The sequence below is a fragment of the Yoonia sp. genome, from assembly GCF_046292185.1.
Lineage (GTDB): Bacteria > Pseudomonadota > Alphaproteobacteria > Rhodobacterales > Rhodobacteraceae > Yoonia.
Map to the genome: position 1 here is coordinate 23726 of NZ_JBKBQY010000009.1, position 26868 is coordinate 50593.

The window sequence follows — 26868 nt, forward strand, 5'->3', positions numbered from 1 at the left end:
CATGCGCCTGAATGAGATCAGATATAACGATTCTGTCCCGATTGACGGCTATGGCCCCGGCTTTTTCCGCATCGGCGGCACCATCATCCGTGGCCCGGTGCTGGTTTTCCCGACAGGCGTCGCCGGTTGGGACGGTTTCACCGACAGCGCCGCGATCCTTGACCGGGCGGGCGATGTCGATGTCGTCTTTGTCGGCACCGGGGCCGAGACCGCGCATCTGCCCGCCGATTTCCGCGAAGCATTGGAAGCGGCGGGCATCGGCGTCGAAAGCATGGCATCGCCCGCCGCCTGCCGCACCTATAACGTGCTGCTGTCTGAGGGTCGCCGCGTCGCGGTCGCCCTGATCCCGATCTGAATGCTGCAAGTCATAAATCTGGGCTGTGCGCGCGGCGGTGCCGCAGTCCTGAGCGATGTCAGTTTTGATCTGCGGGCAGGGCAGGCGCTGATCCTGCGAGGGCCGAACGGCATCGGCAAGACCACATTGCTGCGCACGCTGGCGGGGCTGCAACCCGCACTATCGGGTGACATCGCGATGCCAGAGGACTCCGCCGCCTATGCCAGCCATGCCGACGGGATCAAGACCGCACTGACCGTCACCGAGAACCTGTCATTCTGGGCCGCGGTCTATGGGCTGAAGCTCGATCCCGCGATCCTGCCCCGTTTTGATCTGGCAGCGCTGCGCGACCGGCAAGGGGGTACGCTTTCTGCCGGGCAAAAGCGCAGGTTGGGCTTGGCGCGGCTGGCGGTGATCGGGCGGAAAATCCTGTTTCTGGATGAACCGACCGTATCGCTGGACACCGGATCGGTCGCGATGTTTGCCCGCTGGTTGCAGGACGATCACCTGGCGCAGGGCGGCGTCGCGGTGATCGCCACCCATATCGATCTGGGTATCGACGCGCCGGCGCTGGACCTGACCCCGTTCAGATCCGCGCCCGGCACCGGCGGCGGCACGGATGAGGCGTTTTTATGATCGCCCTGCTGAAACGCGACCTTGCCCTCGCGCTGCGTGCAGGCGGCGGGTTCGGGCTTGGGCTTGCGTTTTTTCTGATCGTCGTGGTGCTGGTGCCTTTCGGCGTCGGGCCAGAGGCGGATATCCTGTCGCGCATCGCGCCCGGTATCCTCTGGGTCGGCGCGCTGCTCGCCGCGCTGTTGTCGCTCGACCGCATCTTTGCGCTGGATTTCGAGGATGGATCGCTGGCGCTGCTCGCCACCTCGCCCCTGCCGCTGGAGGCTGCGGGTCTGGTCAAGGCAACGGCCCATTGGATCACCACCGGATTGCCGTTGACGCTGGCCGCGCCGTTGTTCGGCTTCCTGTTGCATATGGTGCCGGACGCCTATGCCTATCTGCTTCTGTCGCTGCTGATCGGCACGCCTGCCTTGTCGATGATCGGCACTTTCGGCGCGGCGCTGACGGTCGGGCTGCGCCGGGGTGGGTTGCTGTTATCGCTGCTGGTACTGCCGCTTTACGTCCCCACGCTCATTTTCGGGGCAGAGGCGGTGCGGCGCGGTGCAGCGAGCCTTGACGCCACTGCACCCCTGATCCTGCAAGCGGGGATCACGGCGGGGTGTTTTGCCATCCTGCCATTCGCGACTGCGGCTGTGTTACGCATCAATCTGCGGTGATCGGGGATTGAGGCAGATGTGTCAGAAGGATAGAGAATAGCCATGTCGATGTGGGAATATGCAAATCCAAGGCTGTTCATGCGCTGGACCCGGCCGGTCCTGCCGTGGTCGCTTGCGCTGGCCGGGGTGTTCCTCGTGGTTGGCCTGACATGGGGGTTCTTTTTCACCCCCGATGATTTCCGCCAGGGATCGACGGTCAAGATCATCTATCTGCACGTCCCTGCCGCGCTGATGGCGATCAACGCCTGGATCATGATGCTGGTTGCGTCCCTGATCTGGGTGGTGCGGCGGCATCATGTCTCGGCGCTGGCCGCGCGGGCTGCGGCGCCGGTGGGCGTGGTGATGACGCTGATCACGCTATTCACGGGCGGCATCTGGGGGCAGCCGATGTGGGGCACCTGGTGGGCATGGGACCCAAGGCTGACATCCTTTCTGATCCTGTTCCTGTTCTATCTGGGCTACATCGCGCTGTGGGAGGCGATCGAGGATTCCGACACCGCCGCTGATCTGACCGCGATCCTGTGCATCGTCGGGTCGATCTTTGCGATCCTGTCGCGCTATGCGGTGTTTTTCTGGAATCAGGGGCTGCATCAGGGATCATCGTTGTCGCTGGATGCCGAACAGAATGTCGCCGATGTGTTCTATTTCCCGCTGCTGGTCTGTATCGCCGGTTTTATCTTATTGTTCATCGCTCTGGTCCTGATGCGCACCCGCACGGAAATCCGCGCGCGTCGGATCAAGGCCCTGCAAGCAAGGGTGCGTCATGCCTGATCTGGGAAATTACGCGGTCGAGGTGGTATCGGCCTATATCGTCAGCATCGCCTTGATCCTGATCATCGTCGGGCAAAGCTGGCGGCGCTACACCCGCGTCCGCGCCGCATTGGAAGAGGTTGAAAAGAATGGCTAGGTTTTCCCCCCTGATGGTGATCCCGCCGGTGATCTTTGCCGCTTTTGCCGGGCTGGCGCTGGCCGGTATCCTGCGCGACAATGCCGATGAACTGCCATCCACCTTTGTCGGACAGCCTGCGCCCGTGGTGCCGGCAGAGTCGGTCGACGGCACCGCGCAACTGACCGACGCCGATCTGCGCACGGGCGAGGTAACAATCGTGAATTTCTGGGCGAGCTGGTGCCCGCCCTGCCGCGCGGAACATCCGAACCTGCTGGCGCTTGACGCACAGGGCTACCGCGTCGCAGGCATCAATTTCCGCGATCAGCAGGCGCAGGCCTCGGAATATCTGACCAATTACGAAGACCCGTTCTTTGCCACCGGTTTTGATCTGCGCGGCAGATCAGCGATTGACTGGGGCGTCACCGCGCCGCCCGAAACCTTCATCGTGGATGGTGACGGCACCGTGTTGTTCCGCTTCGTCGGCCCGCTGATCGGGTCGGATTACGAACAACGGTTCTTGCCGGAACTGGCGCGCGCAACGGGCGGCTGAGCGGCTTTCATTCCAAATGACAGCCGCAAAAGGGCGTTGGCCGAAAAAGGACAGCAGATGAGGATCGGGATCGCTGGCGCTGGTGTCGCGGGGCTGGCGGCGGCAGCGCTTTTGGGGCGCGAGGGCCATGATATCACGCTGATTGACCAGTTTGGCGCGCCGCGCGCTGTCGGTTCGGGGCTTGTGATCCAGCCGGTCGGCCTGGCGGTGTTGGATCTGATCGCGGCAGGCCCGTCGCCCGCGCTGGGGCTTGGTGCGCCGCTCACACGTATGGTCGGGCACAACCTGTCGGGGCGCAAGGTTCTGGATGTCAGCTATGGCATGACACCGGGGCTTGCGATTCACCGTGCGAGCCTGTTCCACGTGCTGTGGCAGGCCGCCATGGCATGGCAGCCGCAGATGATCCCCGCCGCGCGGATTACCGGGCGCAGCGGGCAAAGCATCCAGTCCAGCGCCGGTCAGATCGGGCCGTTTGATCTGATCGTTGACGCGCTTGGCGCGGGGTCGCCGCTGTCGCCAATGCGGCAGCGGACTTTGCCCTATGGTGCGATCTGGGCGACGGTGGATTGGCCAGCGGACACCGCCCTGCCGCGCGATCAGCTGCGCCAGCGTTATCGACGCGCTGACCGTATGGTGGGTGTTCTGCCCTTGGGGCGGATGCCGGGTGGCGCGCGTGACAAAGCGGCGCTGTTCTGGTCCCTGCCGCGTGATGCATATGGGCAATGGCTTGATCAGGGGCTGAAAAGCTGGCGGGAAGAGGCTATTGACCTTTGGCCAGCGGCCGCACCTTTTGTTGCCCAGATCAGGCAGGCCGATCAGATGACCATGGCGCGCTATTCTCATGGCACTTTGGGCAGGCCTGCGGGGGACGGGATTGTGCATCTTGGGGATGCTGCGCATCGTGCCTCGCCACAATTGGGGCAGGGGGCGAATATGGCTTTGCTTGATGCGCTGGCTCTGTCGCGTGCCTTGCAATACGCCGATGGCCAGGACCCTGGCGCGCTGTATGCGGCGGCGCGGCGTTGGCATGTACGTACTTATCAGGCGCTATCAGCAGCCTTTACCCCGCAATACCAATCCGATAGCCGCAGTTTGCCCTTGCTGCGCGATCTGATGCTTGCACCAATGTCGCAGATCTGGCCTGTGACGCGGATACTGACCCGGTTGGTGCGCGGCGATCTGGTACCGCCATTGGCCTCGCTGGATCGTCGATAGGTAGACTTGCAGCCCGTCTTACGCAAAGCCCCGATGTTTCCACCGGGGCTTTGCCAATCTTATCAACCCAAGTTTAACTTCTTTGGGTCAGCGCCATTGCATTGATCTCTTGCGCTGCTGTGGCACGCAAGCGCTGGGTATCCAGCTCCACCATGCTGGGCAAAAGAAAAATATCCACCAAAACCCAGATACCGCCGATGATCAGCATCGGGATACCAATCAGGATTGCGCTGAGCAGGACACCCCCCCAGACCAGAAACAAGATCGCAAAACCCGTTCCCATACGCCCAAGATAGAACCGGTGCGCGCCAAAACCACCGAGGAAGAACAAAAGCAGATAAGCGACGCCAAGCGACTTTTTACCGTTTGCGACGCGTTGTTCGAGTAAAATCTGTTGTTGCGTATCCAATGGACAACCTTTCTTTACATAAACTTATTAAATTGCCTCTCAGGCATACGCCGTCATACACGTCTGGCGTGCGATGGCAGGTTTATCCGCTTCCAGCATGTATATTTTAGGATGGAGTGACTTTCGAAACACAAAATAACACATGAAACGCAAAAGGGGCCCGACAATGCGCCGGACCCCTTTGTTTTCTAGATCGCAGTTGGTTTACGCCGCTTTGGCAAGGTTGCGCAGCACGTAATGCAGCACGCCGCCGTTTTCGATATATTCGATCTCGACCGCGGTATCGATCCGGCATTTCACGGTGATCTCTTTCACCGATCCATCAGCCATCGTGATCTTTGCCGTCATGTCCTGCAACGGCTTGACCGCATCCAGCCCTTCGATGGTGACGGTTTCCTCACCCGTCAGCCCCAGGGTTTTGCGGGTATCGCCGCCCGTGAATTCGAATGGGACCACACCCATGCCAACAAGGTTGGACCGGTGGATGCGCTCAAAGCTTTCCGCGATGACGGCTTTGACGCCCAGCAGCGCCGTACCTTTGGCCGCCCAGTCGCGCGATGACCCGGCCCCATATTGCTCACCCGCAAAGATGATCAGCGGCGTGCCATTCTCCTGATGCGCCATGGCAGCATCGAAGATCGAGGTCTGCGCGCCATCCGGTCCTTTGGTGTAGCCACCTTCGACACCGTCCAGCATTTCATTCCTGATGCGGATGTTGGCGAAAGTACCCCGCATCATCACCTCGTGGTTGCCACGACGCGACCCGTAAGAATTGAACTCGCGCACCGGCACCTGCCGTTCGAGCAGATATTGCCCGGCGGGTGTCGTGTCCTTGAACGACCCGGCAGGCGAAATGTGGTCGGTCGTGACCATATCGGCCAGGATCGCCAGCACCTTGGCGTCTTTCACGTTCTGGATCGTGCCGGCATCCTTGGACATGCCTTTGAAATACGGCGGGTTCTGGACATAGGTCGATGTCGCAGGCCAGTCATAGGTCTCGCTGTCGGGGGTTTCGACCGCCTGCCACTTTTCATCGCCTTTGAACACATCAGCGTATTTCTTGATAAAGGCTTCACGCGTCACTGTGCGTTCGACCAGTTCATTGATCTCGGCTGAGGTGGGCCAGATATCGCGCAGATAGACGTCATTGCCGTCTTTATCCTGCCCGATCACATCCGTCGCGATATTGACGTTCATGTCGCCGACCAGGGCATAGGCCACGACCAGAGGTGGCGAGGCCAGATAGTTCGCACGCACGTCAGGCGAAATGCGCCCTTCAAAGTTGCGGTTCCCGGACAGGACCGAAGTTGCGATCAGATCGTAATCACTGATTGCCTTGCTGATCGGTGCGTCCAGCGGGCCGGAATTACCGATACAGGTGGTGCAGCCATAGCCGACAAGGTTGAACCCGATGGAATCGAGGTCCTCTTGCAGGCCTGCCGCCTCCAGATATTCGGACACGACCTGTGATCCGGGGGCGAGCGAGGTTTTCACCCAAGGCTTGCGGTTCAGACCCAGCGCACGGGCTTTGCGCGCCACCAGACCGGCCCCGATCATCACATAAGGGTTCGATGTGTTGGTGCAGGATGTGATTGACGCGATGACGATGGACCCGTCATGCAACTGATAGCTGCCTTCGTCGGTTTTCACATAGCCGCGGCTGTGATGGCCTTCGTCGCCGGGGATGGTCTGTGGTTCGGGCTGGCCGCCTTCACCTTCCCAGCGGGCTTCTTCCTTGACGGTGGCATCGATGCCCCCGCGCACGCCCTTGACGTAATCGCCAAAGGCTTTGCCAGCCACATCCAGATTGATGTGATCCTGCGGCCGTTTCGGGCCGGAAATCGCAGGCACCACGGTGCTCATGTCCAGCGACAGGGTCGCGGTATAGACCGGTGCGTAATCCGCACCACGCCAGAACCCGTTTTCCTTGGCATAGGCTTCGACCAACGCGATGCGGTCTTCGTCCCGGCCGGTGTTGCGCAGGTAACGCAGGGTTTCATTGTCGATCGGGAAGAAACCGCAGGTCGCGCCATATTCAGGCGCCATATTCGCGATCGTCGCCCGGTCGGCCAGCGGCAGGTTATCAAGGCCCGCGCCGTAGAATTCCACGAACTTGCCAACGACACCAAGGGCGCGCAGCATTTCCACGACTTTCAGCACAAGGTCGGTGCCTGTGGTGCCTTCGGTCATTTCACCTGTCAGTTCGAACCCGACAACTTCGGGGATCAGCATCGACACGGGCTGGCCCAGCATCGCGGCCTCCGCCTCGATCCCGCCGACGCCCCAGCCGAGAACGGCCAGACCATTGACCATGGTGGTGTGGCTGTCAGTGCCGACCAATGTGTCAGGATAGGCGACCAATTCGCCGTTCTGGTCCGTATCGGTCCAGACGGTCTGGGACAGATATTCCAGATTCACCTGATGGCAGATGCCGGTGCCCGGTGGGACAACGCGGAAGTTCTGAAACGCTTTCTGGCCCCATTTCAGGAACTGGTAACGTTCCATGTTCCGCTCATATTCGCGGTCCACGTTCATCTGGAACGCGCGCGGATTGCCGAATTCGTCAATCATGACCGAATGGTCGATGACCAGATCAACAGGGCTCAGCGGGTTGATCTGCTGGGCGTCGCCACCCAATGCCTTGATTCCGTCGCGCATCGCGGCAAGGTCGACAACAGCGGGGACGCCGGTGAAATCCTGCATCAGCACGCGGGCCGGGCGATAGGCGATTTCGCGGGGGTTCTTGCCGCCCTTGTCGGCCCATTCCGAAAACGCCTTGATATCATCGACGGAGACGGAAAAACCGCCGTCTTCAAAGCGAAGCAGGTTTTCCAGCACCACTTTCAGCGCGGCGGGCAATTTTGAAAAATCGCCCAGACCCGCCGCTTCGGCAGCGGCGATGGAATAGTAGGCGACCGACTGGTCCCCTACTGTCAGGGTCTTACGGGTCTTGGCTGTATCTTTGCCGACGGTAACGGTCATGGCTATCCCTTTCATGGCTTATGCAAAGCAAGGCTATTGCGCCGCTTTTGCCCCATGCGCGGCCACCGATCAAGGGGGTGGTGGAAAAAATTGTATACCATTGCACACAATCGCCAGATTTTTGCCGGATTTCGGTGAAACATTCCATGCAGCACAGTCGCAATTGGTTGATTGGCATTTCCGGCTATAACCGCCTAGACCATGCGGGCAGCCGCCATCAGGATGACACATGCGCCTTTTCTTCGTAGCGATCACATTTTTCAGTTTCCTGCAAAGCGCGCAGGTTGCGGCCCAGAACAACGCTGTCGTGGTGGAGCTTTTTACATCGCAAGGCTGTTCGGCCTGTCCGCCGGCGGATGAAATCCTGCGCGAACTGGCGCAGCGCGACGATGTGATCGCCTTGGCGCTGCATGTGGATTACTGGGATTACATCGGCTGGGTCGATGTTTTTGGCCGGCCTGAACATAGCGAGCGCCAGCAGGCCTATGCCCGCGCGGCCAAGGCGACCATGGTCTATACCCCCCAGATGGTAGTGGGCGGCATCGATCTTATGATCGGATCGCGGCCCATGCAGGTGATGGATGCGATCCAGTCCCATGCAAGGCGCGACAACCCGTTCGACCTGCGGCTGACGCGGACGGGCGATATGGTGATCATCGCGGCCAGTCCCGGCCTTCCCGGCGAATATGATGTGCAACTCGTGCGTTACCTGCCGTTGCAAAGTGTCGATATCCGGCGGGGCGAAAACGCGGGCCAGAAGCTGGACTATGCCAATGTCGTCACGTCGTGGGATGTGCTGGACCAGTGGAACGGCACCACGCCGCTGGACCTGCACGCGCAGGCCGCAGGACCAGAGCCTGTCGTCGTCATCCTGCAACGCAGCGGCAACGGCCCGATCGTCGGGGCGGCGCGGCTGCGCTAACTGCCTTTGCGCGGTTTCCAGCGGCGATGTACCCAGAACCATTGCGCAGGTTGGCGCGCGATCTGGGCTTCCAGCGATCTGGTGAGCGACAGCATCATCGCCTCGGGCGTATCGGGGGCGACCGGCGTATCAAGCATGATTTCGAACGATAGCCCGTCTGCCTGCCTGACACCGTAATAGGGGATGACCAGCGCATCGCTGCGCAGGGCAATCTCGGCGATGGATGTCGCGGTATGGGCGGGTTTGCCCAGAAACGGGATCGCCGGGCCCTTGGCCGCGACATCAAACAGCAGCGTGCCCATGCCGCCGCCGCGCAGGTGACGCACCAGACCCATCGTGCCCTGACGTCCCTGTTCAAACACCGGCCCACCCCAGGATGTCATCGTGCGCGCGTAATGGGCGTTGAAGAACGCATTCTGCATCGGGCGGTATAGCCCGCCGATCACATAGCCCATGCGGGTCAGCACCTGGCGCGGCGCTTCGTGATTGCCGTAATGACCCGTGGCAAAAAGGACGGGACGTTTGTCGCGCGCCGCCTGTTCCAGCGCGGCCAGCCCCGGCCCCGTGGGCTGTGTGTCTGCCAGATGCGCCCCGAATTCCGCCCAGGAATAATTTTCGATCAGCGTGCGCCCGAAATTATCGCAGCAGGCCCGGGCCATCTGTCGACGCGCAATGGCGGGCATATCGGGATAGATCATCGCCAGATGCGTGTCCGCCCGGCGCAGATAACCGGCGAGTGGGGCGATGCCGCGCGCGAGAGCCTTGCCCATGAACCTGACCCGTATCGGGTAGGGCAGGCGCTTGACGCTCCCGATCAGGCCGCGCAGGGCGATGTCGGCGACACGGTCGGCAAGGCTGCCGGTGATGGGCGCGTCGTCAGTCACGGCTGTGCCAGTGCGTGCCATGGCACCATCGCGTGCCTGTGGTTCTGGTGATCCTCGCTCATGGCGCGAGAATTAGTGGCAAGAGCCGCGGCTGTCCATGCGATAACGCCGGGATGGGGTGCGTCTTGACGCAGCTTACCGGTGATATGGATGGCAAAGCTGGCGACCGCGCCCATCGGAAGGGCGGATAAGCCGGGCGGTGTCGCACTGGTGCGCGATGAACGTAGGGTGCGTCAAGACGCACCCTACCTGCAACCTGTTGCCGCTCCCCGTCTGAGAAGCAGGAAGAGCGTGGGCAACATGGGTCGGACCCAACTGCATGTCCGGCGTCGTCGCTCTTGTCTCGACTGGTGTGGGAGGCGGGCGGGGTCGGGTGCGTCTTGACGCACCCTACATGCTACTGACGCCGGTCGCGGTCTGGGAAATCGCGCGAGATGCGTCTTGACGCACCCGACATGCAACTCGTTGCGCGTCGCGGTCTGGGAAATCGCGCGAGCCGGGCAACATAGGTCGCGACCCCCCCCTGCATGGGCAACAAGCCGTCGATTCATCGCGGATCACCCTTCTTGCTCTTCTGCATCCGGGTCGCGCAGGGTGATGACACCCGCATCGACCATATCCCGCACCGCTGTCGTGACCGCCGCCATTGCCGCCTCGGCCTCGGGCCTTTTCACCGCGCCGCGTTCACCCGCCTCTTCGCGCAATTGCGTGGCCATGCGCTGCGACAGGTTATCCAGAATATGTTCCGCCGCCGCGACAAGGGCAGCATCCCCGGCCAAGGCCGCGGCGATTGCCGTGCTCAGCACCGGCGCTTCGACGGCGCGGATGCAATTGGCGATATCCGCGGGCTTCACCCTTGTCGCGATATCCTTGAAGGTGAAAATCGCCTTGCGCACATTGCTGGCAAAGACCGGATCCTTGTCGCCCAGCCCTGCCAGCATGTCTTCACGCGTGTCGGTCGTCGCGGAATTGAGGATCGCGCCCAGCCGTTGCACCGGTGCCTTTTCGAATGCGACAGGCGCGCTGCGGCCATAATCCTGCGCCAGCGCACGGCCGATCCGGCGCACCACATCGGGTGCGACATCTGCGGTCTGCGACATCGCATAGGTGATCCGGCGTGCGCGGTCGCCGGGGGTTTGCGCCAGCACCTCTGCCGCCTTGGCGACGGGCAGTTTGGCCAAGGCGACGGCACCGATTTCGATGCTTTCCGATTGCATGATCCGCGCCAGTCGCGCGGTGGGCAGTTCCGCCACGACGGGCCAGTGGTCGCCGTTGCGCACGCTGGTCATCTGCGCCTTCAGCCGTGCGGCAAGGGCGGGGCTGAGATGTCCCGCCAGGGCGGTGATCGCGTCATCGCGACTGCCCGGTGCGGACATGCCGACAGCATCAAGTTCGGCAGCGAATTCCTCGGCCACAGCCGCCATGGTGGACCGATCAAGCAGCCGCAGACCGGCCAGCTCACTGGTCAATGCTTCCTGCAAGAATTCGGGCAAGGATGCCAGCGGAAGGCTGCCGCCATCGGCGATCATCATCTGCACGACAATCGCGGCCTTGCGTCGGCGCGACAGGGCAGGGGAATCAGGTCTTTGGGACATCATGTTCATGCGGCCATTCTGGCACATGATGCATGAACAAAGGCTTAGCGGCCGAGCTTATGACCCCGGATGCGTCACCATGATCGACATTTTTTTCAGCTGCTCGACGGTTTCGGGCGGCAAAGACGCCTGATCGCCGGTCAGATCATGCAGCCGCTCGAAAAGTGCCACCAGTTCGGTGATTTCTTCATCGCTGTATTCACGATCCGCGCGGGCAAAGCCCGCCATGCTCTGGCTGCCATTGGAGTCAGTGGAGCAGGAGATACCGTATTTCATTCCAAAGTCTGCAGCCTGCACCAAGACGTTCGCCGGGTCATCCATTTCTGACCAACGGCACACGCCGGTGTTCTCAAAGCACCACGAAACCGTGGGATCATTCATCAAAAGCCCGGATTTCGAGTAATGTTCCAGCCATGGGCGCGGATAGCTTTGGAAAAAATACGCTGGGGTGGTAAAGTTGATGTGCAGCCCCAGTGCATAGCCCGATTGCGCCCGATCCTTAAATTCGCCAAGGATAGCGCTCAGGTCAAGGTCGGACGTCGGCATCTTCATACTCGCTTTCTGGTTGCCAACCCGTCAAATTAGCGGATAGTGCGATGAACCAGTGTTTTTTTCAGTGTAATGGTATCTGTGGCATAGCAACAAGGGCTTTGTTTTCTGACTGGCCCGGGGAAACTGAATGTCTGCACTTTTAGGTCCGGACGACATGGTGCAACTGGCACCATCCGGATATTATATCGCCTTGCGGATCGGCTTTGCCTTTCCCATGGAAGAGGTGAATGAACTGCCCGCAGCATGGGTAGAACATTATACAAAACAACGGTTTATGTTGTTTGACCCGGCGGTTCGCTGGGCCTATGGCAATGTCGGCTTCCGTCGCTGGAGCGATCTTGACCAAGAAGACCCCAAGCGCGTGATCCTGCAGGCGCGTAGTTTTGGCCTGCGCTATGGTGTCACAGTTGCGGTGATGGACAGCAGCAGCAATGCGCAGCGGTCCTTCGCTTCCTTCACCCGCGGCGACCGCGAATATACCGACCTCGAGGTCAAGCTGCTGCAGGCCTACATCGCGCGGCGGCACAATGAAACGGCGCCGCCGACGAATCTGACCCGCGCAGAACTCGAAGCGCTCGGGATGGTCAAGGACGGCAAGCGACTCAAGCAGATCGCCCATGAATTGCATGTCAGCGAAGGCGCGGTCAAACAGCGGCTGAAGAACGCAAAGCTGAAACTTGGTGCAAAAACGGGCACCCAAGCGGCTGCTCTGGCAAACCAATATGGCCTGATCTGACGCTTTTGTGACTTTCGGCTCACTTTTGTATACAATTAGCGATCAATTTGACCGATGAATGTGGCATGTCACAATCACGGGTTATGAGGCCCGACGACGACTCGCGCATTAACATGAGGGACCTATGGAAAAGATTACATTTAACCTGACGCAATTGCACAAACACGGCACGGCATTTTTTGAATTTCTCGCACTGCGCAAGAAAGTTTTTGTCGACCAGCTTGGCTGGGACATCCCGCATGACGACGATGTGGAGATGGATCAATATGACAATCCCCAGGCCTATTATTCGCTGGTCTTGCAGGACGGCAAGGTCGTCGGTGGCGGTCGTGCAATGGCAACGACGGCGCGCTGGGGATCGCATACCTACATGCTGCGCGACGCGATCGAAGGCAAGATCATCGGCATCCCTGCCTCGGTCGTGCCAGAGGCTTTTGTGACCGCAAATATCTGGGAATGCACCCGCCTTGTGGTGTCACCCGAGATCAAGGACCTTGCTACCAGTGCACGGTGTCTGGAACTGATCGTCGAGGGACTCGTGGAACAGGCCGTGGCACAGAAGGCAACCGACCTGATGTCGCTTAGCCCACCGTCGCTGATTCGTACGCTGCGGAAATTCGGTTACAGTCCCAGCATGATTGGTGAGCCCTACGTCAACGCCGAGGATGGCCGCCGCTATGTGGTGCTCAGCATGCCTGTCGGTGGCCAGCAAACGCAGGCGTCGCCGAAGTCCAGACTGTCCTCAGGCGCAAACAGGGCGCCGGCTCAGACGCAGCAATCGCAGATTGCTTCGCGGCACTAATCTGCTGGCAGGCTGAGTATCCGGGCGTGGTCCCGCCCGGATTCACCCAATTCGTCACGTCGCGCCAAAGACCCGCGCAAAGATCGTATCCACATGTTTCACATGATAGCCGAGGTCGAATTTCTCTTCGATCTCGGCGGGGCTCAGCGCAGCCAGCACATCGGCATCGGCGAGCAGTTCGGTCTTGAAATCCGCCCCCTGTTCCCAGACCCGCATCGCATTGCGCTGGACCAGCTTATAGGCGTCCTCGCGGTTCACCCCGGCCTGCGTCAGCGCCAGCAGCACGCGTTGCGACATCACCAGCCCACGGAATTTATTCATATTCGCCAGCATGTTTTCGGGATAGATCACCAGTTTTTCCACGACCCCCGCCAGACGATGCAGCGCGAAATCCAGCGTGATCGTCGTATCCGGCCCGATGGCGCGTTCGACCGATGAATGGCTGATATCGCGTTCATGCCACAGGGCCACGTTTTCCATCGCAGGCACCACCGACATCCGCACCAGCCGCGCCAGCCCGGTCAGGTTTTCGGTCAGCACCGGGTTGCGTTTATGCGGCATGGCGGAACTGCCCTTTTGCCCGGCAGAGAAAAACTCCTCTGCCTCCAGCACTTCGGTGCGCTGCATATGGCGGATCTCGATGGCGATATTCTCGATGCTGGATGCGATGACGCCAAGCGTGGCAAAGAACATCGCATGCCGGTCGCGCGGGATGACCTGCGTGCTGATCGGTTCCGGCGTCAGGCCAAGCTGGGCACACACATGCTCTTCCACGCTCGGGTCGATATTGGCAAACGTGCCGACAGCGCCGGAAATGGCACCTGTCGCGATTTCGGCCCGTGCATTGACCAGGCGGGCGCGGTTCCGGTCCATTTCGGCATAGAACCGGGCGAATGTCAGACCCATCGTCGTGGGTTCAGCATGGATGCCATGGCTGCGCCCGATGCGCACTGTATCCTTGTGTTCCAGCGCGCGGGTCTTGAGCGCGGCCAGTACACGGTCCATGCCTGCGAGCAGCAGATCACTCGCGCGAACAAGCTGGACGTTGAACGTGGTGTCCAACACATCCGATGACGTCATCCCCTGATGCACAAACCGCGCGGTATCCTGCCCGATGATTTCCGCCAGATGGGTCAGAAAGGCGATGACGTCATGTTTGGTCACGGCCTCGATCTCATCAATCCGGGCGACGTCAAAGGCCACGTCTTTGGCATTCCACACCGCAGCGGCATTTTCCGCCGGGATCACGCCGATGGCGGCCTGTGCGTCACAGGCATGCGCCTCGATCTCGTACCAGATGCGGAACTTGGTGGCAGGCTCCCAGATGGCGGTCATTTCGGGGCGGGAATAACGTGGGATCATGAAAGGCACCTTTTTGATGGGTCTGGGCAGCAGATTGCCTTTGCGTCATAAAAGGGAAGGGGCGCAGCCTCAAGCCAAGAACAAGGAATGCGCAGTGTTGGGGCGAGATGATTTTGCAGGTGATTGGCGGCTGGCACGGCGGATCGTCGACCGGCATGGCGGGATGCACGGGGATTTCACCGGCACGGCGGTGCTGACACTGGCCGGCGCGGACGGGCTGGATTATGTCGAAGCAGGCCAGATGCGGTTTGGCGATGCCCCGCCAATGCAGGCGACACGGCGCTATCACTGGCAGTTTCGGCCCGGCCTTGTGCTGGTGCGTTTTGCCGATGGGCGCGATTTTCACAGCTTCATGCCGACGGGGCAGGCGGCAGGCACCGACCATCCCTGCGGGGAAGATTATTACACGGTCACTTATGATTTCACCCGCTGGCCCGATTGGCGCGCGACATGGGTCGTGACCGGCCCGCGCAAGGATTATACATCGGTGACAGATTGCAGACGGGCGGCGGTGTGATCCCCGCCCTACAGGCTTGCGCCGCGCTGCGGCATCAGCAATAAATGCAGAAGGTAACAAAAAGGGGAGAGTGGCACATGGCCCTCGCATTGAATGACAAAGTCCTGACCGAGGCTTTCGGCCCATCGCAAGGCACAGCCCTGCGCGTGAAACAGGCGCTGATGGTGGTGCTGGGGATCATCGTTCTGGCCGTGATGGCCAAGATCAAAGTGCCCGTCCCCGGCAGCCCCGTCGCGATCAGCATGGGGACCTTCGCGGTCCTGACCATCGCCGCCGCCTATGGCCCGCGTCTGGGTCTGGCGACGATGCTGGGCTGGATGATCATCGGCATGCTCGGCTTCGACGTCTTCCAAAGCTCCAGCGCCGAGGCTTACGGCCTCAGCTATATGATGGGCAGCACCGGCGGCTATCTGGTCGGCTATGTGCTGGCGACACTGGCGCTGGGTTATGCCGCACGCGCCGGCTGGGACCGGTCGGTGGTCTGGATGGCGCTGGCGATGCTGATCGGCAATGTGCTGATCTATGTGCCCGGCGTGGCCTGGCTCGGCGTGCTTTACGGCTGGGACCAGCCGATCTTTGCCTGGGGCCTGACACCGTTCCTGCTGGGTGATGCGCTGAAACTGGGGCTGGCTGCGTTGATCGTGCCGGGTCTGTGGAAGCTGATCGGCGACGCGCGCAAATAAGCGCAGGCGAGATTGAGAGTTGAGGGGCGCGGGCTGAAAGGTCCGCGCTTTTTTGTTTGGTGGTGATTATCGCGACTGCTTTGCTATCGCTGATCGTCGCCTGCCGCAAATCAGGATCAGGCCCGCACGGTGCGTTCCTTCAACCAACTTTCCAGATCATCCTGCGACATCGTCCCCTCGACAACGGCGACGACAACATCGTCCAGCCGGTCATCCACACGTAAGTCCAAGGTATAGCCACAACGCTCGAACAAGAGTTCTGCCAGCAGCCACGACGTTCGTTTGTTGCCGTCGTTGAAACCGTGGCTGGACGCGACACCATGCAAAAGGGCGGCACCCTTGGCCCAGATCATGCGGTGATAGCCGTGATAGGGACGACCCAATGCGCCAAGAATGTTGTCAATATTGCTGATGCCGCGCAGACCACCGAAGGCGTCAAGCGACATTTCATGCGCTTCCAACGCATCCGCAAAGGTCACGCGGTAATGGCGTTTACCGATTTGCCAACCGCTGCAAAGCGTCCCAGTTTTTTGAAACACTCTTGCTGATGACAGCCTTCGAGTTGGGCTTCACCTCGTGAATGCTTGCCTTGCCACCGTCTTCGCGCACAACAAATTTCCCCGTTAACGCGTGGCGGTTTACCGTCGCAGAGGTCAGTTTCTTGCTGGTCATCGTGCGCCTCCTATCGCCAGATATTTGTCTGAACATAGCAAAAATGTGTTTCTAAAGCGTAAATACGCACGCCATTTCTTATATTCAACGATCTTTCAGTCATTCGCAAGCTATGGCCTGTTGGTGTTGAGTAAAAATGGACCCCTTAAAAAGCACACTCCGACCCCAACAAAAAAGCCCCGCCTGACCAAACAGACGGGGCTTCTTTGCAATCAACCAGCCTTTAGCAGCTGTAATACATCTTGTACTCAATCGGATGCGGTGTGTGCTCGTAGGCGTAAACCTCTTCCCACTTCAGCGCCATATAGCCTTCGAGCTGGGACTTGGTGAACACGTCACCGGCCAGCAGGAATTCGTGATCGGCTTCCAGCGATTCCAGCGCCTCACGCAGCGATCCGCAAACGGTGGGGATCGATGCCAGCTCTTCTGGCGGCAGATCGTACAGGTCCTTGTCAGAAGACGGGCCCGGATCGATCTTGTTCTTGATCCCGTCAAGGCCAGCCATCAGCAATGCGGCAAAGCACAGGTATGGGTTGGCGGCCGGGTCGGGGAAACGGGCCTCGACGCGTTTTGCCTTGGGGGATTCCGCCCATGGGATGCGGACGCAACCGGACCGGTTCCGCGCGGAGTAGGCGCGCAGCACGGGGGCTTCAAATCCGGGGATCAGACGCTTGTAGCTGTTGGTCGTCGGGTTGGTGATCGCGTTCAGCGCCTTGGCGTGCTTCAGGATACCGCCGATGAAATACAGCGCTTCCTGTGACAGATCGGCATATTTGTCGCCTGCGAACAAGGGCTTGCCGTCTTTCCAGATCGACATGTTCACGTGCATGCCGGTTCCGTTGTCGCCCGCGATGGGTTTCGGCATGAAGGTCGCAGATTTGCCATAGGCCTGTGCGACGTTGTGGATGACGTATTTGTATTTCTGGATCTCGTCCGCCTGATGCGTCAGCGTGCCAAAGATCAAACCCAACTCGTGCTGGCAGGACGCGACCTCGTGGTGGTGCTTGTCGACCTTCATGCCCATCCGCTTCATCGTGGACAGCATTTCAGACCGCATTTCCTGGGCATCGTCGATCGGGTTCACCGGGAAATAGCCGCCCTTGATACCGGGACGGTGGCCGGTATTGCCCATTTCATATTCGGTATCGGTGTTCCATGCGCCGTCCAGCGCATCGACCTGATAGGACACTTTGTTCATCGTGACGCTGAAACGCACATCGTCAAAGACAAAGAATTCAGCCTCTGGTCCGAAATAGGCGGTGTCGCCGATGCCGGAAGACTTCAGATATTCCTCGGCCTTGACGGCGGTGCCGCGTGGGTCGCGGTCATAGGGTTCCATCGTGTCGGGTTCGACCACGTTGCAATGCAGGCACAGGGTTTTTTCGGCATAGAACGGATCGACATAGGCGCTGGCCGCATCGGGCATCAGTTTCATGTCGGACTGGTCAATGGATTTCCAACCGGCAATGGACGAGCCGTCGAACATGAAGCCTTCCTCAAGGAAGTCTTCGTCGACAAGATCGGCAACCACGGTGACGTGTTGCAGCTTGCCGCGCGGATCGGTGAAGCGGATATCGACGTAATCGACCTCTTCATCCTTCATCAGTTTCAGAACAGCTTTATTGTCCATAAGGGCACCTTTCGTGAGTATCTGAGTTACCTTGCACCATCCCTGCCGGGCAGTTGCAAGGGGGTGTTAAAGGGCTTCGTCGCCGGATTCGCCTGTGCGGATGCGGATCGCCTGTTCGACGGACGAAACAAAGATCTTGCCGTCGCCGATCTTGTCGGTCTTGGCAGCGGCAATGATCGCCTCGATGGCACCGTCCACCTGATCGTCAGGCAGGACGACTTCGACTTTCACCTTGGGCAGAAAATCGACGACATATTCCGCACCGCGGTACAATTCCGTATGGCCCTTTTGGCGTCCAAATCCTTTGACTTCGACAACAGAAAGGCCCTGAACGCCCATTTCCTGAAGAGCCTCTTTCACCTCGTCCAGTTTGAACGGCTTGATGATCGCTTCGATCTTTTTCATGGTATTGCGACTCCCGGATTTGCATTCATCGTGGTCAGACCATTTCTGCCGCACCGGGACAATTCATGGCAAAGTCGCGGGGCGGATTGGTCAGATGAAACCATAGGTGTTGCCTAAAAGATGTGCAACTAGATGTCATATTGTGCGCAAAAAGAACAATCACCGTGCAACCCGCAGGGCCCCCAAACGCAAGACACCGGCCCCGTTCGGGGCCGGTGTCGGCAAAGGTGTGCTTTCGGGCAAAGGTCTGCTTAATTGCCGCCGCCCTGAAACATTCGCGCATCCGCCGCTGCCTTGCGGATCGCATTCGATTTATGCACGGTTTCCTGATATTCTGCCTCGGGGTCGCTGTCATAGACGACGCCGCCACCGGCCTGGATATACAGCTTTTCATCCTGCAAAACGGCGGTGCGCAGGGCGATGCACATATCCATGTCACCATTCGCGCTGAAATACCCGCAGCCGCCGCCATAGACGCCACGTTTTTCGGGTTCCAGCTCGTCAATGATCTGCATCGCGCGGACCTTGGGCGCGCCCGATACCGTGCCTGCGGGCATGCCTGCGAAAAACGCGCTCAACGCATCCTGATCGTCGGCCAGTTCGCCCACGACATTGGACACGATATGCATCACATGGCTATAGCGTTCGACGATGAATTGTTCGGTCGGACGCACCGTGCCGATCTTGGATACTTTGCCGGTGTCATTGCGTCCCAGATCCAGCAGCATCAGATGCTCGGCCAGTTCCTTTTGATCCGCCAGCAGATCCGCCTCGTTCGCGTCGTCTTGTGCGGGCGTGGCACCACGTGGCCGCGTGCCTGCGATAGGGCGGATCGTGACCTCTTTGCCAAAAACACGGACAAGGATTTCCGGGCTGGCCCCGATCACCTGAAAGCCGCCGAAGTTGAAAAAGAACATGAAGGGCGACGGATTGGTCCGGCGCAGGGACCGGTACAGCGCAAAGGGCGGTTCACGGAATTCCTGCGTCCAGCGTTGTGATGGGACGACCTGAAAGATATCGCCAGCGCGGATATATTCCTTGGCCTTTTCCACCGCCTGCAGATAGCCCGCGTGGGTAAAGTTCGACACTGGCGGCGCCACATCCGCAGGATCGGCCAGCGCGCGGCTGTGTTGGGGCAGGGACCGGTCCAGCGCGCGTTGCGCATCCATCACCCGTTCGGCGGCCTGCGCATAGGCGGCCTTGGCTGACAGCCCGCTGCGGACATAGGCAGGTGCCACAAGGATCACATCGCCCTTGACCCCGTCCAGCACCGCCACGACCGACGGGCGCAGCATTACCGCATCGGGCAGACCCAAAGGATCAGGGTTCACATCGGGCAGATTTTCCACCAGCCGGATCATGTCATAGCCCAGATAACCGAACAGCCCCGCCGAAGCGGCGGGCAGGCCCGCAGGCAGATCGATCCGCGATTCGGCGATGATGGCGCGCAGGGCGGCCAAAGGATCGCCGGGCATCTCCTCGAACGCATCCGCATCGAACCGGGCAGACCGGTTGACCCGCGAAGTGGTGCCGCGACAGTCCCAGATCAGATCGGGGTTCATCCCGATCATCGAATACCGGCCCCGGATTTCGCCACCCGTCACGCTTTCCAGGATAAAGGCGTTGGTGCCGGCCTCGGTGAGTTTCAGCATCAGCGATACGGGCGTATCCAGATCCGCCGCGATGCGGGTATAGACGATCTGGTTTTCGCCCGCGTCATAGCGGCGGGCGAAACTGTCGTAATCTGGCAATAATGCCATAGCGCACCTATTGAAGCTGGGCGTTCACGGAATCCACCGTCGCCTGATTGATATTGATGCGGGTATTCTGCTGCACCGCCGACGCATAGGCATCGAACAGGTCCTGCGCGACGCCTGCGGCGATGGATTCGGTGATCGCTTCGCGTTGGGCGGCCTGATCGGTGGCGGCAGGATCGGCATCGGCGATACGCTCCAGCCGGACGATCAGCGCGCTGTCACCGGCGTCCACGACGCGGGCTTCGTCCAGCGCCATGTCAAAGACGATGGCATTGAACCCTTCGGGCGTATTTTCGACAAAGCTGCGGCGGGTCAGGTTGGGTTCCACCCTTGGGGCCAGACCCAGTTCCGTCAGATCGGTGTCCGGCGTCAGATCGGCGGCCAGTTCCTCGGCACGGGCCAGAACGGCGTCCTGCCGCGCCTGCGCCTGCCAGGCTTCGGCAACCTGATCGCGGATATTGTCCAGCGGCGGCACCTGTGCGGGCGTCACGCCATCCAGTCGCAGCGCGAAAACGCCGCCATCGGACAGAACCTGCAAGCGGGGGAACGCGCCTTCGGTCACTTCGGCAGCGGCATCGCGAAAGGTTTCATAAGCAGCGATGCCTTCGGACATATCGGGTGTCCAGCTGATCGTGCCCAGCGTCAGATCGGTCTGCGCGGCCAGATCTTCCAACGCGGCACCACCGGCGAGCAGATCGGTGATCCGGTCGAAATCCTGATTGATCACTTCGCGCGCGGCCTCTGCGGCCAGTTCGGGGCGCAGATCATCGGCGGCTTCTTCCAGCGTGACCTCTTGCGCGTTCAGCACCGCATTGACGCGGTAAAGGGCGACACCGGTCGCGGCGGGGAAGGGGCCGACGACATTGCCGGGGGCGGCTTCAAAAACGGGGTCCTGCGCCCCGGCCGGCAATTCATCTCGCGCCACATCGCCCAGATCGACATCGGCAAGGCTCAGACCGCGTTCTTCGACCAGCGCGTCGAATGTCAGCTCGTCCTCGGCGATCCGGTCCAGCGCGGCCTGCGCATTGGCCGGATCGGTAAAGATCAGCCGTTCGACAAGGCGGCGTTCCGGCTGCACATATTCGGCGATCCGCTGGTCATAAAGCGCGGCGATGGCGGCATCCGTCACCTCCATCTGGTCCTCGATCATCGCGGGGGTCATCCAGACATAGGTGATGTCGCGCGCCTCGGGCAGGGTGAATTCTTCGGCATTTGCCTCGTAATAGGCGACGATATCCTCGTCCGTGGCACCGGGCACGGGGGCGGTCAGCAGATCGGCGGTCACGCGTGCCAGCGTCACGTCGCGGGCTTCGCTGGCATAACGCACAAGGGTTTCGGCGGGGGCTGCGGCACCGGGGATGCCGCTGACAACCGCCGCCTGCAGCAGGGTGCGGGCCAGGTCTTCGCGAATTTCAGCCTCGAACTGGGATTCGCTTTGCCCGGATTGTTGCAGCACCAGACGATAGGTGTCGCGGTTGAACCCGCCCGCGCCCTGAAACGCCGAAATCGACGTGATCCGGTCGAAAACGGCGGTATCACCCGCGGAAATGCCCATGCGCGCGGCCTCATTATCCAGCGTCCGGGTCAGGATCACCTGTTGCAGCGCCTGCCGGTCGATGCCAAAGGCCTGCGCCTGCTGAAACGAAATCTGCGTGCCGAATTGCGCGGAAAGGCTGCGGATCTGGTCATCCAGCGCACGTTGATAGGATGCGACGGTCACATCCTTGTCGCCGACCTTGCCAAGGTTGCGGATATTCCCGGTCAGCCCGCCGGTGCCGAAACCTGCAAGCCCGACAAGGACGACGCCGACGATGATCCATGCGCCGATACGGGATTTTTTCTTTTGTGCCATCTGCTGCCGCTCCGCCCTGATTGGTCGCGCATGAATAGGGGGCTGCGCCCTTGGGTGCAAGGGTCAGACGGCGACCTTTGCCAGCCTGTCAAACAAGGTGGCGATCCCGGCACGGTCGATATTGGCAAAGGCGATACGCAACTGGCTTTCCCCGGCGGTGTCACCTTCGGGCATGAACATCGTGCCGGGCAGCAGCAGAATGCCTGCGTCCGTCACCAGCCGGCGCGCCAGATCATGCGATGAGACCGCGAAAGGATGTTCCAGATAGGCGAAGTAAGCGCCCACACCCAGCAGCTTCCACCCCTGCGCCGCCAAAGCGGGAAAGTGATCCGTGATCGCGGCGCGCCGGTCGAGGATTTCATCCCGTTCCCCCGCCAGCCATTGCGACAGGTTCTGCATCCCCCAAAGCGCCGCGCGCTGCCCGATCTGGTTTGGGCAGATCGCCACAGTATCAAGAAACTTCTCGATCTCGGCCATCAGCCCGGGATTGGTCAGCACCGCGCCGACACGGTGGCCGGTCAGACGATACGCCTTGGAAAAGGAATAAAGCTGGATCAGCGTATCGTCCCAATGCGGATCGCTGAACAGATCATGCGGCGCGCCGGTGCGGCTGTCGAAATCGCGATAGGTTTCATCGACGATCAACGCGATGCCCCGCGCGCGGGCAAGGTCCAGAAAGGCGCGCAGCGTGGCGGCGGGATATTCCACACCGCAGGGGTTGTTGGGGCTGACCAGCACGATAGCGCGGGTGCGGTCGGTGATCAGACTGGCCGCCGCTGCCGCGTCGGGGACCATATCCGCCCCGCAGGTCAGCGGGATGGTTCGCACGCCCGACATATCCAGCCACATGCGGTGATTGAAATAATAGGGGACGGGCAGGATCACCTCGTCGTCCTGATCACAGAGTGCTGCGATGACGGCGGCAAACGCCTGATTGCAGCCCGAGGTGATGCCGACCTGACCCGGATCGATGCTGCCGCCATAGGCACGGGTCCATTGCTGCGCGATCTCATCGCGCAGGGCGGGCAGGCCCAGCACCGGACCGTACAGATGGGCGTCGCTGTCCTGCATCACGATATCCGCCAAGGCCGCGCGCAGCGCGTGGGGCGGCGGCGCGACCGGGGCGGCCTGACTGACGTTGATCAGGGGGCGGTCGGCGGGATGGGTCACACCGTCAAGCCAGCGCCGCGCCTCCATCACCGGGGGTGAAAAGGTTGCGGCGGTGCGGGACCTTGTCATGATCTGTCCAAATGATTGAGCCAAAAAACTAGTTTTCCGGTTATGTCAGTCCTTGCCGCGATAAGGTTCGACATATTGCAGCGCCATGTCCCAGGGGAAAAAGATCCACGTGTCCTGCGACACTTCGGTGATGAAGGTCTGGACCTGCGGGCGCCCCTTTGGCTTGGCATAGACGGTGGCGAAATGGGCCTTGGGGTACAGGCTGCGCACCAGTTCCAGCGTCTTGCCGCTGTCCACCAGATCATCGACGATCAGGATACCGGTGCCATCGCCCATCAGATCAGCATCGGGGGCCTTGAGCACGCGCGCCTCTGCCTGATCTTGATGGTCATAGCTTTTCACGCTGATCGTATCGACGGTGCGGATATCCAGTTCGCGGGCGACGATCATCGCGGGGGCCATGCCGCCACGGGTGATCGCGACCACAGCGCGCCAGCCGCCATCGTCGGGGCCTTGCCCGTCCAGCCGCCAGGCCAGCGCGCGGCTGTCGCGGTGGATCTGATCCCAGGAGATGTGAAAGCCCTTTTCATGCGGCAAACGGTCATTCATCGCATCATTCCTTGGTGATATCGGGGGCGTCGACGGCTTTCATGCCGACGACATGATACCCCGAATCGACATGCAGGATTTCCCCGGTCACGGCGCTGGACAGATCCGACAGCAGGTAAAGCGCGGATTTGCCCACCTCTTCCTGCGTGACAGTGCGGCGCAGCGGCGAATTATATTCGTTCCATTTCATGATCAGCCGGAAATCCCCGATGCCCGATGCTGCCAGCGTCTTGATCGTGCCTGCGCTGATCGCGTTGACGCGGATGTTCTTCTTGCCCAGATCCTCGGCCATGTAACGCACCGATGCTTCCAACGCGGCCTTGGCCACGCCCATCACGTTGTAATGCGGCATGACCTTTTCGGCACCGTAATAGGTCAGCGTCAGACAGGAACCACCATCCGTCATCAGCTTTTCGGCGCGCTGCACCACAGCGGTGAAGGAATAGACCGAAATATCCATCGACATCGCGAAATTGGACCGGCTGGTATCGACATAGCGTCCGCGCAGCTCGCTCTTGTCCGAGAAACCAATTGCGTGAACAATAAAGTCTAGTTTGCCCCATTTTTGCGCAACTGTGGCGAAAAGGTCATCAATAGAGGCTTCGTCCCCGACGTCACATGGCAGGATCAGATCCGATCCTACCGAGCGTGCGAGCGGCTCGACACGTTTCTTCACAGCCTCGCCTTGATAGGAAAACGCCAGTTCTGCACCAGCTTCGGCCAAAGCCTTGGCGATCCCCCAAGCGATGGACTTGTCATTGGCGAGGCCCATGATCAGCCCGCGCTTGCCCTGCATCAATTGTGATGACATTCTTTGCAACCTTTGTAATTACTTTACAGGTCACTAGCACGGGCGCCGGGGGGTTGCCTAGACACAAGCAATCTGAGAACAATCATGACGAATAGTTGATACTGTTCGCGAATAACCCTAGGCTTTGGATTTGGGGACGTAGTTGAGGAACTGCAATGTCTGATCGGACGGGCATTTTTGCGGGGGAGGACCCCTTTGTAATCGCGCAGCAATGGCTGGACGCGGCCCGAGAATCAGAACCTGCAGACCCCAATGCCATCGCTCTTGCAAGCGTGGATGAAACCGGGCTACCGAACGTGCGGATGGTCCTTTTGAAGGAAATAGAAGCCCAGGCATTTGTTTTCTATACCAATTACGAAAGCCAGAAGGCTGTCGAAATTGAAACCTCAGGCAAGGCGGCTTTCGTCATGCATTGGAAATCGCTCGCGCGGCAAATCCGTGTCCGTGGGCTGGTCGAGCGCGAGGACGGGGCAGTGGCGGATGAATATTTCCGGTCCCGCTCGCTCAAAAGCCGTCTGGGTGCCTGGGCGTCGCGGCAGTCGAAACCCTTGACGTCGCGTGCGGCCTTGATGGCAGAAGTGGCAAAAGTAACAGTGGAACAAGGAACGAACCCCGCCAGACCGCGTTTCTGGGGTGGGTACCGAATTATTCCGCTGGAGATCGAGTTCTGGTCAGACGGTGCGTTTCGCCTGCACGACCGGTTTCGCTGGACGCGAGAAACAGTTGATGAAGGGTGGACGGTGACCCGCCTGAACCCCTGAGTGTTGGGCAGAGTGGTGGGTTGTGTCATGTTGGTTATGCCATCATGCCTCAGTTCACCCCGTGATGTGAAAAGGCGCAGGGGGTCGACCCGTTGCGTCAAAAGGAAGAGCAGATGGAAACGCAAGACTCCGGTGATCGCCGGCGGGTGCAAGGACAAGTAAAGTGGTTTGATCCGACCAAAGGGTTCGGCTTTGTGATAGCCGAGCGCGGTGGGCCGGATATTTTGTTGCACGCGAACGTGTTGCGAAATTTTGGCCAAGGGTCCGTTGTGGACGGATCGCATATGGATATCCTCGTGCAGGATACCCAGCGCGGATTGCAGGCAGTCGAGATCATCTCGATCACGCCGCCAAGCCATGACGCGCCGATGCCCCTGCGCGACATGGCCGATTATACCGCCGCAGATATTGCCAGCCGCCCGGTGGAACCCGCGCGCGTCAAATGGTTCGACAAGGCAAAAGGCTTTGGTTTTGCCAATGTCTTTGGTAAAGCTGATGACGTGTTCATTCATATAGAGGTCCTGCGCCGGTCCGGCCTGTCCGACCTGCAATCGGGCGAGGCGATCGGCCTGCGTCTGGTCGATGGCGAACGCGGGCGCATGGCAATAGAGGTGGTTGGTTGGGAAAGTGCGGTAAACTGAAAACGGTGATCCTGGGCCTTGGCCTGGCCTTCGTCGCGCAGACAGCGGCGGCGGCCTGTGCCGATGACCGGGTCACGATTGTCGGTGATTGGGGGCAGGCGGGTTTCACCGTCGACATCGCCGATACCCCCGCATCCCGCGCCCAGGGCCTGATGTTCGTGGAAGACATGCCGCGCCTGTCGGGGATGTTGTTCATCTATGAAGAACCGCAATCCGTCAGCTTCTGGATGAAGAACACATTGATTCCCTTGGATATGTTATTCGCCAGCCCAGAGGGTGAAATTCTTCATCTGCATGAAAACGCGATCCCCGGTGATCTAACGCCGATCCCCGGCGGCGACGGCGTGCAGATGGTGTTAGAGATCAACGGCGGCCTGTCGCGCCGTCTGGGCATCGCTGTGGGCGATGTCATGCAGCACCCCAGTTTCGGTGCGGATGCAATTTTGCCTTGCGATGAAAAACCTGCCCTTTAGGGCTTTTCAAATCATTTCAGCAGCGCTAAAGACACGCCATGGTTCGGGGCGTAGCGCAGCCTGGTAGCGCATCTGTTTTGGGAACAGAGGGTCGGGAGTTCGAATCTCTCCGCCCCGACCATAAAATCTCCTCAGATTGAAACAGGGCCGTCGATGCATTTGTTGCGTCCGGGCAACCCTTTTGTCCTGCGCTGTCCTGCCTGCTTTTCGGGCGCTTCACTGTGGGCAGTTTCATGTTGTCTGCGCATTTGGCCCGCTAAACCGGCACGTGCAAAGGGTTTCTGCGCCACCCCTCCAGCGCCTGTTCTGTGGACAGTTCGGTGGATGAATCACCGCCGCGTGGCGCGCCCATCTGGG

General features: G+C 60.2%; 30 protein-coding genes and 1 tRNA gene. 16 read left to right on the plus strand and 15 right to left on the minus strand.

Going from position 1 to position 26868, the window contains the following annotated elements; translation table 11 throughout:
• The first annotated feature begins 1 nt into the window (after position 1).
• From ACK4TM_RS03195 to ACK4TM_RS03225, 7 genes are read left to right on the plus strand one after another with little or no spacing between them, the layout of a single operon-like run.
• A complete protein-coding gene (locus tag ACK4TM_RS03195) occupies positions 2–355 on the plus strand; it encodes an Mth938-like domain-containing protein (RefSeq protein WP_409696617.1) in 354 nt (117 codons plus the stop codon).
• Positions 356–970, plus strand: a complete 615-nt coding sequence (ccmA, locus tag ACK4TM_RS03200) for a heme ABC exporter ATP-binding protein CcmA (protein ID WP_409696619.1) — start codon at positions 356–358, stop codon at positions 968–970.
• Positions 967–1623: a heme exporter protein CcmB gene (ccmB, locus tag ACK4TM_RS03205; protein ID WP_409696622.1), complete on the plus strand. Its 657-nt coding sequence runs from the start codon at positions 967–969 to the stop codon at positions 1621–1623. The genes ccmA and ccmB overlap by 4 nt, the downstream gene beginning before the upstream one ends.
• Before the next feature lie 42 nt (positions 1624–1665).
• Complete coding sequence (locus ACK4TM_RS03210; RefSeq protein WP_409696625.1) at positions 1666–2394, plus strand: heme ABC transporter permease; 729 nt, start codon at positions 1666–1668, stop codon at positions 2392–2394.
• Positions 2387–2530, plus strand: a complete 144-nt coding sequence (gene ccmD, locus ACK4TM_RS03215; protein WP_409696628.1) for a heme exporter protein CcmD — start codon at positions 2387–2389, stop codon at positions 2528–2530. The genes ACK4TM_RS03210 and ccmD overlap by 8 nt, the downstream gene beginning before the upstream one ends.
• Positions 2523–3062 (plus strand): DsbE family thiol:disulfide interchange protein, encoded by a 540-nt coding sequence (locus ACK4TM_RS03220; RefSeq protein ID WP_409696631.1) that lies wholly within the window; start codon positions 2523–2525, stop codon positions 3060–3062. The genes ccmD and ACK4TM_RS03220 overlap by 8 nt, the downstream gene beginning before the upstream one ends.
• Before the next feature lie 57 nt (positions 3063–3119).
• Entirely contained in the window at positions 3120–4277 is a 1158-nt protein-coding gene (locus ACK4TM_RS03225; protein ID WP_409696634.1) for an FAD-dependent oxidoreductase, read from the plus strand.
• A gap of 73 nt (positions 4278–4350) precedes the next feature.
• On the opposite strand, the gene ACK4TM_RS03230 is transcribed toward ACK4TM_RS03225, so the two are convergent.
• Both ACK4TM_RS03230 and acnA read right to left on the minus strand, forming a co-directional pair.
• A complete protein-coding gene (locus ACK4TM_RS03230) occupies positions 4351–4686 on the minus strand; it encodes an NINE protein (protein ID WP_409696638.1) in 336 nt (111 codons plus the stop codon).
• 204 nt (positions 4687–4890) lie between these two features.
• The gene (gene acnA, locus ACK4TM_RS03235) at positions 4891–7668 is read right to left on the minus strand and encodes an aconitate hydratase AcnA (protein ID WP_409696641.1); all 2778 of its coding nucleotides are present in this window, start codon (positions 7666–7668) and stop codon (positions 4891–4893) included.
• Positions 7669–7897: 229 nt separating this feature from the next.
• Here acnA and ACK4TM_RS03240 point away from each other — a divergent pair, with 229 nt between their 5' ends.
• Positions 7898–8590, plus strand: a complete 693-nt coding sequence (locus ACK4TM_RS03240) for a DUF1223 domain-containing protein (protein WP_409696644.1) — start codon at positions 7898–7900, stop codon at positions 8588–8590.
• Here the strand turns inward: ACK4TM_RS03240 and ACK4TM_RS03245 are convergent.
• The 3 genes from ACK4TM_RS03245 to ACK4TM_RS03255 all read right to left on the minus strand — a co-directional run bounded on the left by ACK4TM_RS03245 (position 8587) and on the right by ACK4TM_RS03255 (position 11621).
• The gene (locus ACK4TM_RS03245; RefSeq protein ID WP_409696646.1) at positions 8587–9495 is read right to left on the minus strand and encodes a lysophospholipid acyltransferase family protein; all 909 of its coding nucleotides are present in this window, start codon (positions 9493–9495) and stop codon (positions 8587–8589) included. The genes ACK4TM_RS03240 and ACK4TM_RS03245 overlap by 4 nt on opposite strands.
• Positions 9496–10031: 536 nt before the next feature.
• Complete coding sequence (locus ACK4TM_RS03250) at positions 10032–11069, minus strand: FliG C-terminal domain-containing protein (RefSeq protein WP_409696649.1); 1038 nt, start codon at positions 11067–11069, stop codon at positions 10032–10034.
• A gap of 57 nt (positions 11070–11126) precedes the next feature.
• A complete protein-coding gene (locus tag ACK4TM_RS03255; protein ID WP_409696652.1) occupies positions 11127–11621 on the minus strand; it encodes an autoinducer binding domain-containing protein in 495 nt (164 codons plus the stop codon).
• A gap of 127 nt (positions 11622–11748) precedes the next feature.
• On the opposite strand from ACK4TM_RS03255, the gene ACK4TM_RS03260 reads away from it, so the two are divergent.
• Together ACK4TM_RS03260 and ACK4TM_RS03265 are read left to right on the plus strand one after the other, a co-directional pair.
• Entirely contained in the window at positions 11749–12357 is a 609-nt protein-coding gene (locus tag ACK4TM_RS03260) for an autoinducer binding domain-containing protein (RefSeq protein WP_409696655.1), read from the plus strand.
• A gap of 154 nt (positions 12358–12511) precedes the next feature.
• The gene (locus tag ACK4TM_RS03265; protein WP_409696658.1) at positions 12512–13159 is read left to right on the plus strand and encodes an acyl-homoserine-lactone synthase; all 648 of its coding nucleotides are present in this window, start codon (positions 12512–12514) and stop codon (positions 13157–13159) included.
• Between the two features lie 54 nt (positions 13160–13213).
• Here ACK4TM_RS03265 and purB read toward each other — a convergent pair whose 3' ends face one another.
• Positions 13214–14521 (minus strand): adenylosuccinate lyase, encoded by a 1308-nt coding sequence (gene purB, locus ACK4TM_RS03270; RefSeq protein WP_409696661.1) that lies wholly within the window; start codon positions 14519–14521, stop codon positions 13214–13216.
• A gap of 94 nt (positions 14522–14615) precedes the next feature.
• On the opposite strand from purB, the gene ACK4TM_RS03275 reads away from it, so the two are divergent.
• Positions 14616–15038: a DUF6314 family protein gene (locus ACK4TM_RS03275; protein WP_409696664.1), complete on the plus strand. Its 423-nt coding sequence runs from the start codon at positions 14616–14618 to the stop codon at positions 15036–15038.
• 77 nt (positions 15039–15115) lie between these two features.
• On the plus strand, positions 15116–15721 hold the full coding sequence (locus ACK4TM_RS03280; RefSeq protein WP_409696667.1) for a biotin transporter BioY: 606 nt from the start codon (positions 15116–15118) through the stop codon (positions 15719–15721).
• A gap of 116 nt (positions 15722–15837) precedes the next feature.
• On the opposite strand, the gene ACK4TM_RS03285 is transcribed toward ACK4TM_RS03280, so the two are convergent.
• The 9 genes from ACK4TM_RS03285 to fabI all read right to left on the minus strand — a co-directional run bounded on the left by ACK4TM_RS03285 (position 15838) and on the right by fabI (position 24636).
• A complete protein-coding gene (locus tag ACK4TM_RS03285) occupies positions 15838–16200 on the minus strand; it encodes a type II toxin-antitoxin system death-on-curing family toxin (RefSeq protein WP_409696670.1) in 363 nt (120 codons plus the stop codon).
• Positions 16201–16213: 13 nt separating this feature from the next.
• Positions 16214–16393, minus strand: coding sequence for a hypothetical protein (locus ACK4TM_RS03290; protein WP_409696673.1), 180 nt, complete (start codon positions 16391–16393; stop codon positions 16214–16216).
• A gap of 223 nt (positions 16394–16616) precedes the next feature.
• Positions 16617–18023 (minus strand): type I glutamate--ammonia ligase, encoded by a 1407-nt coding sequence (gene glnA, locus ACK4TM_RS03295; RefSeq protein ID WP_409696675.1) that lies wholly within the window; start codon positions 18021–18023, stop codon positions 16617–16619.
• A gap of 66 nt (positions 18024–18089) precedes the next feature.
• The gene (locus ACK4TM_RS03300) at positions 18090–18428 is read right to left on the minus strand and encodes a P-II family nitrogen regulator (protein ID WP_409696678.1); all 339 of its coding nucleotides are present in this window, start codon (positions 18426–18428) and stop codon (positions 18090–18092) included.
• Positions 18429–18679: 251 nt separating this feature from the next.
• The gene (trpE, locus tag ACK4TM_RS03305) at positions 18680–20188 is read right to left on the minus strand and encodes an anthranilate synthase component I (RefSeq protein WP_409696681.1); all 1509 of its coding nucleotides are present in this window, start codon (positions 20186–20188) and stop codon (positions 18680–18682) included.
• A 7-nt stretch (positions 20189–20195) separates the two neighbouring features.
• A complete protein-coding gene (locus ACK4TM_RS03310) occupies positions 20196–22037 on the minus strand; it encodes a SurA N-terminal domain-containing protein (RefSeq protein WP_409696684.1) in 1842 nt (613 codons plus the stop codon).
• A gap of 63 nt (positions 22038–22100) precedes the next feature.
• Complete coding sequence (locus ACK4TM_RS03315) at positions 22101–23276, minus strand: aminotransferase (protein WP_409696687.1); 1176 nt, start codon at positions 23274–23276, stop codon at positions 22101–22103.
• Positions 23277–23321: 45 nt separating this feature from the next.
• The gene (gpt, locus tag ACK4TM_RS03320) at positions 23322–23825 is read right to left on the minus strand and encodes a xanthine phosphoribosyltransferase (protein ID WP_409696690.1); all 504 of its coding nucleotides are present in this window, start codon (positions 23823–23825) and stop codon (positions 23322–23324) included.
• Positions 23826–23829: 4 nt separating this feature from the next.
• A complete protein-coding gene (fabI, locus tag ACK4TM_RS03325; protein WP_409696693.1) occupies positions 23830–24636 on the minus strand; it encodes an enoyl-ACP reductase FabI in 807 nt (268 codons plus the stop codon).
• 155 nt (positions 24637–24791) lie between these two features.
• Between fabI and pdxH the strand changes: the two genes are divergently transcribed.
• The 4 genes from pdxH to ACK4TM_RS03345 all read left to right on the plus strand — a co-directional run bounded on the left by pdxH (position 24792) and on the right by ACK4TM_RS03345 (position 26632).
• Positions 24792–25397, plus strand: a complete 606-nt coding sequence (gene pdxH / locus ACK4TM_RS03330; RefSeq protein ID WP_409696696.1) for a pyridoxamine 5'-phosphate oxidase — start codon at positions 24792–24794, stop codon at positions 25395–25397.
• Positions 25398–25510: 113 nt separating this feature from the next.
• The gene (locus ACK4TM_RS03335; RefSeq protein ID WP_409696699.1) at positions 25511–26038 is read left to right on the plus strand and encodes a cold-shock protein; all 528 of its coding nucleotides are present in this window, start codon (positions 25511–25513) and stop codon (positions 26036–26038) included.
• Entirely contained in the window at positions 26035–26511 is a 477-nt protein-coding gene (locus ACK4TM_RS03340; RefSeq protein WP_409696702.1) for a DUF192 domain-containing protein, read from the plus strand. Before ACK4TM_RS03335 ends, ACK4TM_RS03340 begins: the two co-directional genes overlap by 4 nt.
• Before the next feature lie 44 nt (positions 26512–26555).
• Positions 26556–26632: transfer RNA gene (locus ACK4TM_RS03345), tRNA-Pro, on the plus strand.
• Positions 26633–26868: the final 236 nt, after the last annotated feature.

Excerpts from the sequence above, each read along its gene's own strand:
- ACK4TM_RS03290 (WP_409696673.1), bottom strand. The coding sequence starts at position 16,393 with ATGACCAGCAAGAAACTGACCTCTGCGACGGTAAACCGCCACGCGTTA.
- ACK4TM_RS03255 (WP_409696652.1), bottom strand. The coding sequence starts at position 11,621 with ATGAAGATGCCGACGTCCGACCTTGACCTGAGCGCTATCCTTGGCGAA.
- ACK4TM_RS03335 (WP_409696699.1), top strand. The coding sequence starts at position 25,511 with ATGGAAACGCAAGACTCCGGTGATCGCCGGCGGGTGCAAGGACAAGTA.
- ACK4TM_RS03315 (WP_409696687.1), bottom strand. The coding sequence starts at position 23,276 with ATGACAAGGTCCCGCACCGCCGCAACCTTTTCACCCCCGGTGATGGAG.
- ACK4TM_RS03280 (WP_409696667.1), top strand. The coding sequence starts at position 15,116 with ATGGCCCTCGCATTGAATGACAAAGTCCTGACCGAGGCTTTCGGCCCA.
- ACK4TM_RS03195 (WP_409696617.1), top strand. The coding sequence starts at position 2 with ATGCGCCTGAATGAGATCAGATATAACGATTCTGTCCCGATTGACGGC.
- trpE (WP_409696681.1), bottom strand. The coding sequence starts at position 20,188 with ATGGCATTATTGCCAGATTACGACAGTTTCGCCCGCCGCTATGACGCG.
- pdxH (WP_409696696.1), top strand. The coding sequence starts at position 24,792 with ATGTCTGATCGGACGGGCATTTTTGCGGGGGAGGACCCCTTTGTAATC.
- fabI (WP_409696693.1), bottom strand. The coding sequence starts at position 24,636 with ATGTCATCACAATTGATGCAGGGCAAGCGCGGGCTGATCATGGGCCTC.
- ACK4TM_RS03210 (WP_409696625.1), top strand. The coding sequence starts at position 1,666 with ATGTCGATGTGGGAATATGCAAATCCAAGGCTGTTCATGCGCTGGACC.
- ACK4TM_RS03245 (WP_409696646.1), bottom strand. The coding sequence starts at position 9,495 with ATGGCACGCACTGGCACAGCCGTGACTGACGACGCGCCCATCACCGGC.
- ccmA (WP_409696619.1), top strand. The coding sequence starts at position 356 with ATGCTGCAAGTCATAAATCTGGGCTGTGCGCGCGGCGGTGCCGCAGTC.
- ACK4TM_RS03260 (WP_409696655.1), top strand. The coding sequence starts at position 11,749 with ATGTCTGCACTTTTAGGTCCGGACGACATGGTGCAACTGGCACCATCC.
- ACK4TM_RS03250 (WP_409696649.1), bottom strand. The coding sequence starts at position 11,069 with ATGTCCCAAAGACCTGATTCCCCTGCCCTGTCGCGCCGACGCAAGGCC.
- ACK4TM_RS03240 (WP_409696644.1), top strand. The coding sequence starts at position 7,898 with ATGCGCCTTTTCTTCGTAGCGATCACATTTTTCAGTTTCCTGCAAAGC.
- acnA (WP_409696641.1), bottom strand. The coding sequence starts at position 7,668 with ATGACCGTTACCGTCGGCAAAGATACAGCCAAGACCCGTAAGACCCTG.
- ACK4TM_RS03220 (WP_409696631.1), top strand. The coding sequence starts at position 2,523 with ATGGCTAGGTTTTCCCCCCTGATGGTGATCCCGCCGGTGATCTTTGCC.
- purB (WP_409696661.1), bottom strand. The coding sequence starts at position 14,521 with ATGATCCCACGTTATTCCCGCCCCGAAATGACCGCCATCTGGGAGCCT.
- ACK4TM_RS03300 (WP_409696678.1), bottom strand. The coding sequence starts at position 18,428 with ATGAAAAAGATCGAAGCGATCATCAAGCCGTTCAAACTGGACGAGGTG.
- glnA (WP_409696675.1), bottom strand. The coding sequence starts at position 18,023 with ATGGACAATAAAGCTGTTCTGAAACTGATGAAGGATGAAGAGGTCGAT.
- ccmB (WP_409696622.1), top strand. The coding sequence starts at position 967 with ATGATCGCCCTGCTGAAACGCGACCTTGCCCTCGCGCTGCGTGCAGGC.
- ACK4TM_RS03310 (WP_409696684.1), bottom strand. The coding sequence starts at position 22,037 with ATGGCACAAAAGAAAAAATCCCGTATCGGCGCATGGATCATCGTCGGC.
- ACK4TM_RS03225 (WP_409696634.1), top strand. The coding sequence starts at position 3,120 with ATGAGGATCGGGATCGCTGGCGCTGGTGTCGCGGGGCTGGCGGCGGCA.
- gpt (WP_409696690.1), bottom strand. The coding sequence starts at position 23,825 with ATGAATGACCGTTTGCCGCATGAAAAGGGCTTTCACATCTCCTGGGAT.
- ccmD (WP_409696628.1), top strand. The coding sequence starts at position 2,387 with ATGCCTGATCTGGGAAATTACGCGGTCGAGGTGGTATCGGCCTATATC.